At 64.0% G+C, this 14,875-nt stretch carries 14 protein-coding genes; 9 read left to right on the top strand and 5 right to left on the bottom strand.

Going from position 1 to position 14,875, the window contains the following annotated elements; translation table 11 throughout:
* Positions 1-36: 36 nt before the first annotated feature.
* Positions 37-1,134, bottom strand: a complete 1,098-nt coding sequence (aguA, locus tag QMX82_RS03395) for an agmatine deiminase (protein WP_282281264.1) — start codon at positions 1,132-1,134, stop codon at positions 37-39.
* Positions 1,135-1,275: 141 nt separating this feature from the next.
* A complete protein-coding gene (locus tag QMX82_RS03390; protein ID WP_133861334.1) occupies positions 1,276-2,652 on the bottom strand; it encodes a glutamine synthetase family protein in 1,377 nt (458 codons plus the stop codon).
* 406 nt (positions 2,653-3,058) lie between these two features.
* Between QMX82_RS03390 and QMX82_RS03385 the strand changes: the two genes are divergently transcribed.
* From QMX82_RS03385 to QMX82_RS03345, 9 genes are all read left to right on the top strand, one after another.
* A complete protein-coding gene (locus tag QMX82_RS03385) occupies positions 3,059-3,808 on the top strand; it encodes a gamma-glutamyl-gamma-aminobutyrate hydrolase family protein (RefSeq protein ID WP_282281263.1) in 750 nt (249 codons plus the stop codon).
* A gap of 34 nt (positions 3,809-3,842) precedes the next feature.
* The gene (locus tag QMX82_RS03380) at positions 3,843-5,201 is read left to right on the top strand and encodes a glutamine synthetase family protein (protein WP_133861332.1); all 1,359 of its coding nucleotides are present in this window, start codon (positions 3,843-3,845) and stop codon (positions 5,199-5,201) included.
* A 22-nt stretch (positions 5,202-5,223) separates the two neighbouring features.
* A complete protein-coding gene (locus tag QMX82_RS03375; RefSeq protein WP_282281262.1) occupies positions 5,224-6,582 on the top strand; it encodes an aspartate aminotransferase family protein in 1,359 nt (452 codons plus the stop codon).
* Between the two features lie 105 nt (positions 6,583-6,687).
* Positions 6,688-7,785: a polyamine ABC transporter substrate-binding protein gene (locus QMX82_RS03370; protein WP_133861330.1), complete on the top strand. Its 1,098-nt coding sequence runs from the start codon at positions 6,688-6,690 to the stop codon at positions 7,783-7,785.
* A gap of 148 nt (positions 7,786-7,933) precedes the next feature.
* The gene (locus tag QMX82_RS03365) at positions 7,934-8,992 is read left to right on the top strand and encodes a polyamine ABC transporter substrate-binding protein (protein ID WP_208695047.1); all 1,059 of its coding nucleotides are present in this window, start codon (positions 7,934-7,936) and stop codon (positions 8,990-8,992) included.
* Positions 8,993-9,047: 55 nt separating this feature from the next.
* Positions 9,048-10,202 (top strand): polyamine ABC transporter ATP-binding protein, encoded by a 1,155-nt coding sequence (potA, locus tag QMX82_RS03360; protein WP_133861329.1) that lies wholly within the window; start codon positions 9,048-9,050, stop codon positions 10,200-10,202.
* Complete coding sequence (locus QMX82_RS03355) at positions 10,199-11,107, top strand: ABC transporter permease subunit (protein WP_208692809.1); 909 nt, start codon at positions 10,199-10,201, stop codon at positions 11,105-11,107. Before potA ends, QMX82_RS03355 begins: the two co-directional genes overlap by 4 nt.
* The gene (locus QMX82_RS03350) at positions 11,104-12,000 is read left to right on the top strand and encodes an ABC transporter permease subunit (RefSeq protein WP_208692807.1); all 897 of its coding nucleotides are present in this window, start codon (positions 11,104-11,106) and stop codon (positions 11,998-12,000) included. Before QMX82_RS03355 ends, QMX82_RS03350 begins: the two co-directional genes overlap by 4 nt.
* 128 nt (positions 12,001-12,128) lie before the next feature.
* Positions 12,129-12,923 (top strand): thymidylate synthase, encoded by a 795-nt coding sequence (locus QMX82_RS03345; RefSeq protein WP_282281261.1) that lies wholly within the window; start codon positions 12,129-12,131, stop codon positions 12,921-12,923.
* Between the two features lie 17 nt (positions 12,924-12,940).
* Here QMX82_RS03345 and QMX82_RS03340 read toward each other — a convergent pair whose 3' ends face one another.
* From QMX82_RS03340 to QMX82_RS03330, 3 genes are all read right to left on the bottom strand, one after another.
* Entirely contained in the window at positions 12,941-13,435 is a 495-nt protein-coding gene (locus QMX82_RS03340) for a gluconokinase (protein WP_282281260.1), read from the bottom strand.
* A gap of 41 nt (positions 13,436-13,476) precedes the next feature.
* On the bottom strand, positions 13,477-14,340 hold the full coding sequence (locus tag QMX82_RS03335) for an EamA family transporter (protein ID WP_282281259.1): 864 nt from the start codon (positions 14,338-14,340) through the stop codon (positions 13,477-13,479).
* A 69-nt stretch (positions 14,341-14,409) separates the two neighbouring features.
* The gene (locus tag QMX82_RS03330; protein WP_208692799.1) at positions 14,410-14,754 is read right to left on the bottom strand and encodes a hypothetical protein; all 345 of its coding nucleotides are present in this window, start codon (positions 14,752-14,754) and stop codon (positions 14,410-14,412) included.
* Between the last annotated feature and the right edge of the window lie 121 nt (positions 14,755-14,875).

Below are 14,875 nucleotides of genomic sequence, written 5' to 3'. Positions count from 1 at the left end.
CCGTCGCAAGACGGGCTTTTTCGTTTCTGCCGGAAATCAGCGACCAGATGGCTGCTGCTGGGTGATGCAGTGGATGTTGCCACCGCCGAGCAGGATCTCGCGGCCGGGAACCTGAACCACCTCGTGCTCCGGGAAGCAGGCCTGCAGGGTACGCAGGGCCTCGGCGTCCTCGGAAACGCCAAAGGTCGGGGCGATGATGCCGCCATTGACGATGAGGAAGTTGACGTAGGAGGCGGCCAGCCGCTCACCGGCTCTACGCGGCTGAGTGCCGAGGCAGGCATCCACGTCGCGGCATTCTTCTTCGCTGGCGAATAGCGGACCCGGGGTGACGATCCGATGCACCTTGAAGGTGCGGCCGCGGGCATCGGTTTCGCGCTCCAGCACCGCCAGGGCCTCGCGGCAGCGGCTGTAATTGGGATCGGCCTGATCGTCGCACCAGCTCAGCAGCACCTCGCCCGGACGCACGTAGCAGCAGAAATTGTCCACGTGGCCGTTGGTTTCGTCGTTGTAGAGACCGTGGGGCAGCCAGATGACCTTGTCCACCGCCAGGTAATCGCTCAGGTAGCGCTCGATCGCCTCGCGATCCAGGTGCGGATTGCGATTGGCATTGAGCAGGCATTCCTCGGTGGTGATCAGGGTGCCTTCGCCATCGACATGGATGGAGCCGCCTTCGAGGACGAAGTCCTGGGTGCGATAGCCCGACAGATTCTCGATCGCGAGGATCTTGCCAGCGACCTGGTCATCGCGCTGCCAGGGGAAGTAGAGGCCGCCATCCAGGCCGCCCCAGGCATTGAAGCTCCAGTCCACGCCGCGCACGCCACCCTGGCCGTCGCTGACGAAGGTCGGACCGGTATCACGGCACCAGGCGTCGTCATTGCTGATTTCCACCACCCGGATGTTCGGGTGCTGCAGGCGGGCACGGGCATTCTCGTACTGATTCGCCGAGGCGCCGATGGTCACCGGCTCGAAACGGGCAATGGCCTGGGCGACTGCGGTGAAGGCGGCCTGGGCGGGCTTGCCGCCCAGGCGCCAGTTGTCCGGGCGCTCGGGCCAGACCATCCAGATCTGGCGCTGGTCGGCCCATTCGGCCGGCATGTGGAAGCCGTCGGCACGCGGCGTGGTGAAAATGGTCATGGCGAAGCTCTCCGTCCAGAGTCGTCGTTGGCTAAGAAGGGGGAAGGCCGGCAGGGCGCCGCGGGCGTGAATACGCGCAGGACTCCGGCGGTACCGCAGAACAGCTGCCGACCGGTGCGGGACCGGTCGGCAGGCAGGTCCCTACACGGTGTGCAGGTACCAGTTGTACTCGAGGTCGGAGATGGAGTGCTCGAATTCCTCCAGCTCGTGCTCCTTGCAGGCGACGAAGATGTCGATGTACTTCGGATCGATGTACTCCGCCATCACCGAGCTGTCGTCCAGGTAGCGCAAGGCATCGCGCAGGTTGTTCGGCAGGCTCTGCTCGTGCTGTTCGTAGGAGTTGCCCTCGGTGACCGGGCCGGGCTCGATCTGCCGGGTCAGGCCATGGTGCACGCCGGCCAGAACGCCGGCCAGCAGCAGGTAGGGGTTGGCGTCGGCGCCGGCTACCCGATGCTCGATGCGATGCGCCTCCGGCGTGCCGGTGGGAACGCGCAGGGCGGTGGTGCGGTTGTCCAGGCCCCAGCTCGGCGCATTGGGCACGAAGAACTGCGAGCCGAAGCGGCGATAGCTGTTCACGTTGGGGCAGAGGAAGGCCATGCAGGCGGGTAGGGTCTCGAGCACACCGCCGATGGCATGACGCAATGCGGCGTTCTGCTCGGGATCCTCGCCGGCGAAGATGTTGCGGCCGTCTTTGTCCAGCAGGGAAATATGGACGTGCAGGCCGTTGCCCGCCTGGCCCGGGTAGGGCTTGGCCATGAAGGTGGTGTCCATCTCATGGTCATAGGCGACGTTCTTGATCAGGCGCTTGAGCAGCACGGCGTAGTCACAGGCCTTGATCGGATCGGCAACGTGATTGAGGTTGACCTCGAATTGCGCCGGAGCCGATTCGGCGACGATGGCATCGGCCGGAATGCCCTGGGCGCGAGCGCCGTCGATGATGTCCTGCAGGCAGTCCGCATACTCGTCCAGATCGTCCATGGAATAGACCTGGACCGACTGGGGACGCTTGCCGGAAATGGGCGAACGCGGTGGTTGCGGGCGGCCGTTGATGTTCTCCTGATCGATCAGATAGAACTCCAGCTCGAAGGCGGCGCAGACGGTGAGTCCGAGCTCGTCGAAACGCTGGACGACCTGGCGCAGGACCTCGCGGGGATCGGCGAAGAAGGGCTCGCCTTCCATCTCGTGCATGGTCATCAGCAGCTGCGCGGTGGGGCGCTTCTGCCAGGGTTCCATGGAGAGGGTGTCGGTGATGGGGAAGCAGACGCGGTCGGCGTCGCCGATGTCGAGCCCGAGACCGGTGCTTTCGACGGTGGAGCCGGTGATGTCGAGGGCGAACAGCGAAGCGGGGAGGTTGATTCCTTTCTCGAAGACTTTGGGCAGATTGGTGCGCTCGATGCGTTTGCCACGCACCACGCCATTCATATCCGCAATCAGAAGATCGACGAACTGGACCTCAGGATGTTCCCTGAGGAAGTCGGTCGCTTCATCCAAACGAACGGCACGCGGGGGTACCGACATGATGAAACACCTTTGCTTTTGGCTGCGCTCGACAAAACGGTTAGCGCCTGATGCGCCTGTTTGCCCAGTGGGCCAACCGCAGTGAGGGCACGAGTGCCCGCTATCGATCCGACAGCGACCTGAGAGTACGGTCTCGCCTGCGCTCCGACGCTTTGTCAGCGCCCCTGTTAAAAATATCAATCAGCGGAGTTACCACCCTGGAGTCAATCCGAAAGGCGGACCAAAGTCAACTGGAGGCAACCCTGCTCAGGGGTGGTGCGCAGGTGCCTGTTTTTGGCGCATTCAGCGGGGCGGGAACGCCTCTGTTTCGCCGCTTCTGTGCAGAATCTCGAAACTTTTTGCCGGTGGTTGTGAAAAATAACGAACAAGACTAGGCTCGGATGATTCCTGTTCAACCCGGTGTCCCATGTCCGCGCTGCCCCTCATAGGTGTCACAGCCTGTACCAGGCAACTTGGCCTGCATCCCTTTCACATCGCCGGCGACAAGTATCTGCGCGCGGTGGTGGAGGGTGCCGAGGGCATGCCACTGGTGATTCCGGCCCTGGCCGATCTCATCGCCACCGAGGCCCTACTGGAGCGCCTGGACGGTCTGCTGTTCACCGGTTCGCCATCCAACGTCGAGCCCCATCACTATCAGGGCACGCCCAGCGAGCCCGGCACCCTGCACGACGCGGCCCGCGATGCCGTGACCCTGCCGCTGCTGCGCGCCGCCGTGGCGACCGGGGTACCGGTGCTGGGCATCTGCCGCGGCTTCCAGGAAATGAACGTGGCCTTTGGCGGCAGCCTGCACCAGAAGGTGCACGAGGTCGGTTCCCTCATGGACCACCGCGAACGCGGCGAGACCCTGGAGGAGCACTATGGCCTGCACCATCCGGTCGAGGTCCAGCCCGGTGGCCTGTTCGAGTCCCTGGAGCTGCCGGCACGCTTCGACGTGAACTCCATCCATGGCCAGGGTATCGATCGCCTGGCGCCGGGGTTGCGCGCCGAGGCCCTGGCGCCCGACGGCCTGATCGAGGCCGTCTCGGTCCGCGAGGCCCGTGCCTTCGCCTGCGGCGTGCAGTGGCACCCGGAGTGGAGGGTGCGCAGTCACCCGGTCTATCTCGCCTTGTTCAAGGCGTTCGGCAAGGCCTGCAAGGTGCGCGCTGCCGAACGTTGATGCTGTTCATCCCGCTCGAACCTTCGAGGTCTTTATGAGCACCCCGCTTGACCGGCTCACCGCCTGGTTGAAAGAACGCAAGATCACTGAAGTGGAATGCCTGGTCGCCGATCTGACCGGTATCGCCCGCGGCAAGATTTCCCCCACCGCCAAGTTCCTCAACGAAAAGGGCATGCGCCTGCCGGAGAGCGTGCTCCTGCAGAGCGTGACGGGGGACTATGTCGACGACGACATCTACTATGAATTGCTCGATCCGGCCGACATCGACATGCACTGCCGCCCGGATGATCGTGCGGTGTTCCTGGTGCCCTGGGCACTGGAACCCACTGCCCTGGTGATCCACGACACCTACGACAAGCGCGGCATTCCCATCGAGCTGTCGCCGCGCAACCTGCTCAAGAAGGTGCTCAAGCTCTATGCCGAGCACGGCTGGCAGCCCATCGTCGCGCCGGAAATGGAGTTCTACCTGACCAAGCGCAGCGACGATCCCGACTATCCGCTGCAGCCGCCGGTAGGCCGCTCCGGGCGCCAGGAAACCGGGCGCCAGTCCTTTTCCATCGATGCGGCCAACGAATTCGATCCGCTGTTCGAAGACATGTACGACTGGTGCGAGGCCCAGGCACTGGATCTGGATACCCTGATCCATGAGGAAGGCACCGCGCAGATGGAGATCAACTTCCGCCACGGCGATCCGCTGCACCTGGCCGACCAGATCTTCGTCTTCAAGCGCACCCTGCGCGAGGCGGCGCTCAAGCACAACGTCACCGCCACCTTCATGGCCAAGCCCATGACCGGTGAGCCCGGCAGCGCCATGCACCTGCACCAGAGCGTGGTGGATCTGAAGACCGGCAAGACGGTGTTTTCCAACCCCGATGGCAGCATGAGCGAGCTCTTCCTGCACCACATCGGTGGCCTGCAGAAATACATTCCCGAGGCGCTGCCGCTGTTCGCGCCCAACGTGAATTCCTTCCGCCGCTTCCTGCCCGACACCTCGGCGCCGGTCAACGTCGAGTGGGGCGAGGAGAATCGCACCGTGGGTCTGCGCGTGCCGGATTCCGATCCGCAGAATCGCCGGGTGGAGAACCGCCTGGCCGGCGCCGATGCCAATCCCTATCTGGCCCTGGCGGCCAGCCTGCTGTGTGGCTATCTGGGCATGATCGAGAATGTCTCGCCCAGTGCCCCGGTGCAGGGACGCGGCTACGAGCGTCGCAACCTGCGCCTGCCGCTGACCCTGGAAGCCGCCCTGGAGCGCATGGAGCAGTCGGCCACCCTGGAGCGTTATCTGGGGAGTCGCTTCACCCGCGGCTACGTCGCGGTGAAGCGCGCCGAGCATGAGAATTACAAGCGCGTGATCAGTTCCTGGGAGCGGGAATTCCTGCTGCTCAGCGTCTGACCGCGATTCAAGGAGAGGCTTCGTGACTACCTTTACCACCGCCCATTGGCAGGACCTGAGTCGCCGACACCTGTTGGCGCCCTTCACCGATTATCGCCAGCTCAACGAGAAGGGTGCGCGCATCATCACCCGCGCCGAGGGGGTGCACCTCTGGGACAGCGAGGGTCAGCGCATCCTCGACGGCATGGCCGGACTCTGGTGCGTCAACGTCGGCTACGGTCGTGAAGAACTGGTCGAGGCGGCCAGCCGCCAGATGCGCGAACTGCCCTATTACAACCTGTTCTTCCAGACCGCCCATCCGCCGGTGCTGGAGCTGGCCAAGGCCATCGCCGAGCTGGCACCGGAGGGCATGAACCACGTGTTCTTCACCGGTTCCGGCTCGGAGGCGAACGACACCGTACTGCGCCTGGTGCGCCATTACTGGGCAACCAAGGGCCAGCCGGAGAAGCGCGTGGTCATCGGCCGCTGGAATGGCTACCACGGCTCGACCCTGGCCGGTGCCAGCCTAGGTGGCATGGCGGCGATGCACGAGCAGGGCGGCCTGCTGCCCGATATCGTGCATATCCCGCAACCCTACTGGTTCGGCGAGGGCGGCGAGATGAATCCGGAGGAATTCGGCGTCTGGGCGGCCGATCAACTGGAGCGGAAAATCCTGGAGGTCGGCGAGGAGCGCGTCGCCGCCTTCATCGCCGAGCCCATCCAGGGCGCCGGCGGGGTGATCATTCCGCCGGAAAGCTACTGGCCGCGGGTCCGCCAGATCCTCGACAAATACGACATCCTCTTCATCGCCGACGAGGTCATCTGCGGCTTCGGTCGCACCGGCGAATGGTTCGGCAGCCAGTACTACGGCAATGCTCCGGACCTGATGCCCATCGCCAAGGGGCTCACCTCCGGCTATGTGCCCATGGGCGGCGTGGTGGTGCGTGACGAAGTGGTCAGGGTGCTCGACGAGGGCGGCGAGTTCTATCACGGCTTCACCTATTCCGGGCATCCGGTGGCCGCGGCCGTGGCCCTGGAAAACATCCGCATCCTGCGCGACGAAGGCATCGTCGACCGGGTTCGCAGCACCACGGCACCCTATTTGCAGAAACGCTGGGCGGAGCTGGCCGACCATCCGCTGGTGGGCGAGACCCGGGGTGTCGGCATGGTGGCGGCGCTGGAGCTGGTGCGCGACAAGAAGACGAGGGGGCGGTACGAGGGTGGGGCGGGCATGCTCTGTCGCGAGCACTGCTTCCGCAATGGCCTGGTGATGCGCGCGGTGGGCGATACCATGATCATCGCGCCGCCGCTGGTGATCACGCCGGAGTCCATCGACGAACTGGTCACCCTGGCGCGGCTGAGCCTCGATCAGACCCATGAGCTGCTGCGCCAGCGTGGCTAATGGCCGCCAAGGCTTGAGCCTGGCGGCGGACCTTGCCAGACTGCGCGCGGGCGCTGGCCGCGTACCGAATCAAAAGATCAACGATGACTTGAGGAGCACCACCGCATGAATGTTTTTGGCAAGACTCTTCTAGCGCTGAGCCTGGCCGGCCTCTTTGCCGGTAACGCCTCGGCGGACCCCAAGGTCCTGCACGTCTACAACTGGAACGACTACATTGCCGAAGACACCATCGCCAACTTCGAGAAGGAGTCGGGGATCAAGGTGGTCTATGACGTCTACGACAGCAATGAGACCCTCGAAGCCAAGCTGCTCGCCGGCCGTTCCGGCTACGACGTGGTGGTGCCGTCCAACTCCTTCCTGGCCAAGCAGATCAAGGCCGGCGTCTACCAGCCGCTGGACAAGTCCAAGTTGCCCAACTACAGCAACCTGGATCCGCAGCTGATGAAGACCTTGGAAGTCAGCGATCCGGGCAACCAGTACGCCATCCCCTACCTGTGGGGCACCATCGGCATCGGCTACAACCCGGCCAAGGTCAAGGCTGCCCTGGGCGACAACGCCCCGGTGGATTCCTGGGACCTGATCTTCAAGCCCGAGAACCTTTCCAAGCTCAAGGGCTGCGGCGTGGCCGTGCTGGATTCGCCCACCGAGATCATTCCCGCCGGTCTGCACTACCTCGGCTACAAGCCGGATAGCCAGGATCCCAAAGAGATCAAGGCGGCCGAGGAGCTGTTCCTCAAGGTGCGGCCGTACATCACCTATTTCCACAGCTCCAAGTACATCTCGGACCTGGCCAACGGCAACGTCTGCGTGGCGGTCGGCTATTCCGGCGACATCGCCCAGGCCAAGGCCCGCGCGGCCGACGCCAAGAACGGCGTGACCGTGGCCTACAACATTCCCAAGGAAGGCGCCGGCACCTTTTTCGACACCATGGCCATTCCCAAGGACGCCGAGAATCCCGAGGGCGCGCTCAAGTTCATCAACTACATCATGGAGCCCAAGGTGATCGCGGCGGTCAGCGACTACGTGCAGTATCCCAACGGCAACAAGGAAGCGACCCCGCTCGTAGCTGAAGCGATCCGCACCAACCCGGGGATCTATCCGACCCAGGAAACCATGACCAAGCTGTACGCCTTCCCGGATCTTCCGGCCAAGACCCAGCGTCTGATGACCCGTACCTGGACCACCATCAAGTCCGGTAAGTGAGTTCCGCCGCCGCGTGCGGCTGAAAGAACGGCACGCCGGAGTCACTCCGGCGTGCCGTCCGTCTGTATGGACCGCTGAAAGGGTGTCGCCCTGATGCCCACCATGAAAGGAGCCGCCCGTGCTTTCGTTGCGTAAAACCCTGCTGGCCATGACCACCCTGACCGTCATGGGAACCGCCGTCGCCGAGCCGACGGTACGCGTCTACAACTGGAGCGATTACGTCGGCGAGACCACGCTCGAGGATTTCCAGAAGGCCACCGGCATCACGCCGGTCTATGACGTCTTCGATTCCAACGAAACCCTCGAAGGCAAGCTCCTGGCCGGCCACACCGGCTATGACGTGGTGGTGCCCTCGAGCAACTTCCTGGCCAAGCAGATCAAGGCGGGCGCCTTCCAGAAACTTGACAAGAGCCAGCTGCCGAACTGGCAGAATCTCGATCCGGCGCTGCTCAAGCAGCTGGAAAAGAGCGATCCGGGTAACCAATACGGCGTTCCCTACCTGTGGGGCACCAATGGCATCGGGTACAATATCGACAAGGTCAAGGCCGCGCTGGGCACCGACAAGCTCGATTCCTGGGCCATCCTGTTCGAACCCGAAAACCTCAAGAAGCTGAGCAAGTGCGGCGTTTCCTTCATGGATTCGCCTGACGAGGTCTATCCGGCGGTTCTGCAATACCTGGGGCTCGACCCCAACAGCACCAACCCCGACGACTACAAGAAGGCCGAGGCCCAGCTGCTCAAGGTGCGGCCATACATCACCTATTTCCATTCCTCCAAGTACATCTCGGATCTGGCCAACGGCAATATCTGCGTGGCGTTCGGCTATTCCGGCGATGTCTTTCAGGCGCGTTCGCGTGCCGAGGAAGCGAAGAAGGGCGTCAACATCGGCTACGCGATTCCCAAGGAGGGCGCGAACCTCTGGTTCGACCTCCTGGCCATCCCCAAGGATGCCAAGAGCGTGAAGGAGGCCCATGCCTTCATCAACTATCTGCTGCAGCCCGAGGTCATCGCCAAGGTCAGTGACTATGTCGGCTACGCCAACCCCAATCCGCAGGCGGGCGAGCTGATGAATGCCGAGCTGCGGCAGGACGAGACCGTCTATCCGCCACAGGCGGTGATGGACAAGCTGTACGTGATGAAGGAACTGCCCCCGCAGATCCTGCGCCTGGAAACCCGCAGCTGGACGCGGGTCAAGTCCGGCAAATAACCAACGCTAAAGCGGACCGGCTCGGCCGGTCCCCGATTTTCCTGGGGAGATGTACATGGCGACTGCCACCAGTGCCTTCAAGAAAGCCGCCACCGGCGACAAGAAAGCCAAGGAAGTCCTGGTCAAGATCGACCGGGTCACCAAGAAGTTCGACGAAACCGTCGCTGTCGACGACGTCTCCCTGACCATCAACAAGGGCGAGATCTTCGCCCTGCTCGGCGGCTCGGGTTCGGGCAAGTCGACCCTGCTGCGCATGTTGGCCGGTTTCGAGCGACCCAGCGAAGGGCGCATCTTCCTCGATGGCGTGGACATCACCGATATGCCGCCCTACGAGCGGCCGATCAACATGATGTTCCAGTCCTATGCGCTGTTCCCGCACATGAGCGTGGAGCAGAACATCGCCTTCGGCCTCAAGCAGGACAAGCTGCCCAAGGCCGAGATCGACGCCCGCGTGGCCGAGATGCTCAAGCTGGTGCACATGACCCAGTACGCCAAGCGCAAGCCGCACCAGCTCTCCGGTGGCCAGCGCCAGCGGGTGGCCCTGGCGCGCTCCCTGGCCAAGCGGCCCAAGCTGCTGCTGCTCGACGAACCCATGGGCGCCCTGGACAAGAAACTGCGTTCGCAGATGCAGCTGGAACTGGTGGAGATCATCGAGCGCGTGGGCGTGACCTGCGTGATGGTGACCCACGACCAGGAAGAGGCCATGACCATGGCCGAGCGCATCGCCATCATGCACCTGGGCTGGATCGCCCAGGTGGGCAGCCCCATGGACATCTACGAGACCCCGGCGAGCCGCCTGGTCTGCGAGTTCATCGGTAGCGTCAACGTCTTCGACGGCGAGCTGACCGACGACGGTGCCGACCACGCCATCATCCACAGTCCGCAACTGGAGCGACCGATCTACATCGGTCACGGCATCAGCACCCGCGCCCAGGAAAAGCAGGTTACCTTCGCCCTGCGCCCCGAGAAACTGCTGATGGGCACCAGCCTGCCGGCGGATCACGAGCATCCCGACTACAACTGGTGCAGCGGCACCGTGCACGACATCGCCTACCTGGGCGGGCACTCGGTCTATCACGTCAAGCTGGGCACCGGCCCCATCGTCCAGTGCTTCATCGCCAATGCCGAGCGCCTCGGCAAGCGACCCACCTGGGATGACGCCGTGGTGGTGTACTGGGAAGACGACAGCGGCGTGGTACTGCAAGCATGACCAGACCTCCCTTGCTCAAGCGCCTGCTCGATGGCCGCCGCCTGACCATCGGCGTGCCCTTCGTGTGGCTGTTCCTGTTCTTCCTGCTGCCGTTCCTGATCGTGCTCAAGATCAGCTTCTCGGTCGCGGACGTGGCCATCCCGCCCTACACCGAACTGTTCAGCTACGCCGACCAGCAACTGGATATCGCGCTCAACTTCGGCAACTACCTGATGTTCGCCGGCGATCCGCTGTATCTGGACGCCTACCTCGGCTCGCTGAAGATGGCCGGCATCAGCACCCTGATCTGTCTACTGATCGGCTATCCCATGGCCTATGCCATCGCCCGGGCCGGTCGCGAGAAGCAGACGGTGCTGCTGCTGCTGATCATGATGCCGACCTGGACCGCCATCCTCATCCGCGTCTATGCCTGGATGGGGCTGCTGTCCACCAATGGCCTGATCAACAGCTTCCTGATGAGTCTGGGGATCATCAGCAGTCCGCTGCAGATGCTCAACACCAACTTCGCGGTGTACCTGGGGATCGTCTATTCCTATCTGCCGTTCATGATCCTGCCGCTGTTCGCCAACCTGGTGAAGCATGACCTGACCCTGCTGGAAGCCGCTGGCGACCTGGGTGCCAGTCGCTTCACCAGCTTCTGGAGAATCACCGTGCCGCTGTCCAAGAACGGCATCATCGCCGGCTGCATGCTGGTGTTCATTCCGGCGGTGGGCGAGTTCGTCATTCCCGAGCTGCTGGGTGGCCCGGAGACCCTGATGATCGGCCGCGTGCTCTGGCAGGAATTCTTCAACAACCGTGACTGGCCGGTGGCCTCCGCCCTGGCGGTGGTGATGCTGGTGATCCTCATCGTGCCCATCGTGCTGTTCAACAGAAACCAAGCCAAGGAACTGGAGGGCAAGCTATGAGAGGCCTCAAGTTCACCAACCTGATGCTGGTGCTCGGGCTGCTGTTCATCTATCTGCCGATGGTCATCCTGGTCATCTACTCCTTCAACGAGTCGCGCCTGGTGACCGTCTGGGGCGGCTGGTCGGTGAAGTGGTACGTCGGCCTGCTGGACAATACCCAGCTGATGAGTGCGGTGTTCCGCTCGCTGGAGATCGCTTTCTACACGGCCATCTCCTCGGTGATCCTCGGCACCCTGGCGGCCTTCGTGCTGACCCGCATCCCGCGCTTCCGCGGCCGCACCGTCTTCGGCGGCATGGTCACGGCGCCGCTGGTGATGCCCGAGGTGATCACCGGTCTATCGCTGCTGCTGCTGTTCGTTTCCATGGCGCAACTGATCGGCTGGCCGCAGGACCGCGGCGTGACCACCATCTGGATCGCCCACACTAGCTTCTGCTCCTCCTATGTGGCGGTGGTGGTCTCCTCGCGCCTGCGCGAACTGGACCTGTCCATCGAGGAGGCGGCCATGGACCTGGGCGCCCGGCCGTGGAAGGTGTTCCTGCTGATCACCATTCCCATGATCGCGCCCTCGCTGGCGGCGGGCGGCATGATGTCCTTCGCCCTGTCGCTGGACGACCTGGTGCTGGCGAGCTTCGTCTCGGGCCCCGGCTCGACCACGCTGCCCATGGAGGTGTTCTCGGCGGTGCGCCTGGGCGTGAAGCCGGAGATCAACGCCATCGCCAGCCTGATCCTCCTGGCGGTCTCGCTGTTCACCTTCTTCGCCTGGTACTTCACGCGCCGCGCCGAGAAGAAGCGCCTGCAGGGCCTGCAGGAAGCCATGGACGCCACGGCCTCGGAGATCACCCGGCGCGAACGCGAAACGGCGACCCTCATGGCGCCGCCGGCCAACAGCTGAGGATCGATGGAAAAGGCGGCCTCAGGGCCGCTTTTTTTGTGTCCGATGGTCAGGGCTGCGACAAGCGCGACCGCTCTCGCGAGGCGCGATTTGATACCATTTGCCTTTTGCCAGGTAGCGCTCCCGCCATGAAACAGTACCTCGACCTGATGCGCCACGTGCGTGAACACGGCACCTTCAAGAGCGACCGCACCGGCACCGGGACCTATAGCGTCTTCGGCTACCAGATGAGATTTGATCTGGCCGAGAGCTTTCCCCTGGTCACCACCAAGAAGTGCCATCTGCGATCCATCATCCACGAACTGCTGTGGTTCCTGCAGGGCGAGACCAACATCCGCTACCTGAAGGAAAACGGCGTGTCCATCTGGGACGAATGGGCCGACGAGAACGGCGAACTGGGCCCGGTCTACGGCTACCAGTGGCGCAGCTGGCCGGCACCGGATGGTCGCCATATCGACCAGATCGCCGGGGTGGTGGACATGATCCGCGCCAAGCCCGACTCGCGGCGGCTGATCGTCTCGGCCTGGAATCCGGCGCTGGTGGACGAGATGGCGCTGCCGCCGTGCCATGCGCTGTTCCAGTTCTATGTCGCCGATGGCCGGCTGAGCTGCCAGCTGTATCAGCGTTCCGCCGACATCTTCCTCGGCGTGCCCTTCAACATCGCCAGCTACGCGCTGCTGACCCTGATGGTGGCCCAGGTCACCGGACTGCAACCGGGCGAATTCATCTGGACCGGCGGTGATTGCCACCTCTATGCCAATCATCTGGAGCAGACCGATCTGCAGCTGACCCGCGAACCGCTGCCGCTGCCGACCATGAAGGTCAATCCGGCGGTCACGGACCTGTTCGCCTTCCGCTTCGAGGATTTCGAACTGGCAGGCTACCAGGCCCATCCGCACATCAAGGCGCCGGTCGCGGTCTGAGCCGGCGGCCGCCGCGCTCAGGCGCCGTGGCCGTGCTCAAGCACCTCGTCCACCAGTTGCTCGGGCGCCTTGCGCACGTCCAGCACCTGGGCTTCCAGGTGATCCGGCGCCTCCAGGGTGTCGAGCTGGCTCTGCAAGAGCTTGGGATCGAAGAAATGCCCCCGGCGACTGCCGATGCGCTTGGCCAGCAGCTCGGGTGAGCCCTTGAGGAACAGCAGCCGGACGCCTTGCAGGCCGTTCAGCAGGCGATCGCGATAGACCTTCTTCAGCGCCGAGCAGGCGAACACCCGGGTGGTGCCTTCGGCCTGCGCCTGCTGCATGGCGGCGTGGATGGCATCCAGCCAGGGCCAGCGATCCGCGTCGGTGAGGGCGATGCCCTTGGCCATCTTGTCCTTGTTGGCCTGGCTGTGGAAGGTGTCGGCATCGTCGAAACGGCAGTCCAGCCGGCTGGCCAGGAGCTCGCCCAGGGTGGTCTTGCCACTGCCCGAGACGCCCATTATCAGATAGATCATCGTCGTCGCTCCACGTGAGGATTCGCCTCGCTATAGAGTGTCTAGAGCGGCGTTTGCTCCGGGGTCAGGCGGCTGCTCCAGGTGGCGCCGACGGACGCGACGATGATGCAGGCAAGGGCGAACCACTGGGCGACGCCCAGGATCTCGCCGAGGAATACCCAGCCGGAAAGGGCGCCCAGCGCCGGTTCCAGGCTCATCAGGGTGCCGAAGGTGGCGGCCGGCAGGCGGGTCAGGACGGCCATTTCCAGGGCATAGGGAATGGCCGTGGACATCAGCGCCAGGGCCAGCGCCAGCGGCCAGATTTCCGGTTGCAAGAGATTGCTGCCGCTGTGGACGATGCCGATGGGCAGCACGACCAGGGCGGCGATGGAGGCGCCGAAAGCCACCGTGCCGGTACCGTGAACCGCGCCGGCGCGCTTGCCCAGGACGATGTAGATCGCCCAGCAGGCGCCGGCACCCAGCGCCAGGGTGGTGCCCAGCGGATCCAGGGCCGAGGCGTTGTGGCCGAAGGGCAGGAGCACGGCCAGGCCGGCCACCACCAGCACGATCCACAGCAGGTCCAGCCCGCGGCGCAGGGCGCACAGCGCCACCACCAGCGGTCCGACGAATTCCAGGCCGACGGCGATGCCGATCGGCAGCCGTTGCATGGCCAGGTAGATGGTCAGGTTCATCACGCCCATGGCGACGCCATAGCCCAGCAGGCTGCCCAGCGCCGCGCGGCGGAAGTTGCGCCAGGGGCGCAGCACGATCAGCAGGACGAGGGCCGCGAAGATCAGCCGCAGGGTGGTGACGCCGACCGGATCGAGACGCAGGAACAGGGTCTTGGCCAGGCTGGCGCTGGTCTGGATCGAGGTCATGGCGACCAGCAGCAGGGCGACGGCGAACAGCGGAGAGCGGGCAGACATCGGCAGGGCTCGACTAGCGGGCCCGCCAGCATAGGTCATCCGCTCAGAGCCGCAAGGTTGGCTGCGACCTCAACGTGTTCTCGAGCGCTGCAGCAGCGACTCGGCGCTTTCGCGATTTTCCCGGACCTGCTCGACGAAGCGCTGCTGCTCTTCGCGCTGGGCCACCTGCACGCATTGCGCGTAGCCCGCGTCCCACCCTTGCTGGTAGGGCTTTTCCGCGGCGAAGCGGCGGGCGTCCTTGTGCTCGTAACCGATGCCATTGACCGCCTGTTTGCCGGTCTGGCAACCGTCGCTGAAGCCATCGGCATAGGCCGGGGGATAGCCCTTGGCGATGAGCTGGTCGTGGTAACTGGTGCAGGCCGCGAGACTGGCCAGCAGGACGAACAACGAGGCGAGACGACGAGAGACAGCCATGGGAGCCTCCTTACGGGATACTACGTCTGATCCCTATGGAGAAAGCTTAGTTGGCGCCTGGTGAGAATTTCGTCAAAAAACGCCTGGGTTGAAAAATACCGACGGACGTCATGGCAAGCCC

Source organism: Pseudomonas sp. PS02302 (assembly GCF_029959585.1).
Taxonomy (GTDB): domain Bacteria; phylum Pseudomonadota; class Gammaproteobacteria; order Pseudomonadales; family Pseudomonadaceae; genus Chryseomonas; species Chryseomonas aestiva.
The sequence above is the reverse complement of the archived record's forward strand: the minus strand, read 5'-3'. Positions and strand labels throughout refer to the sequence as shown.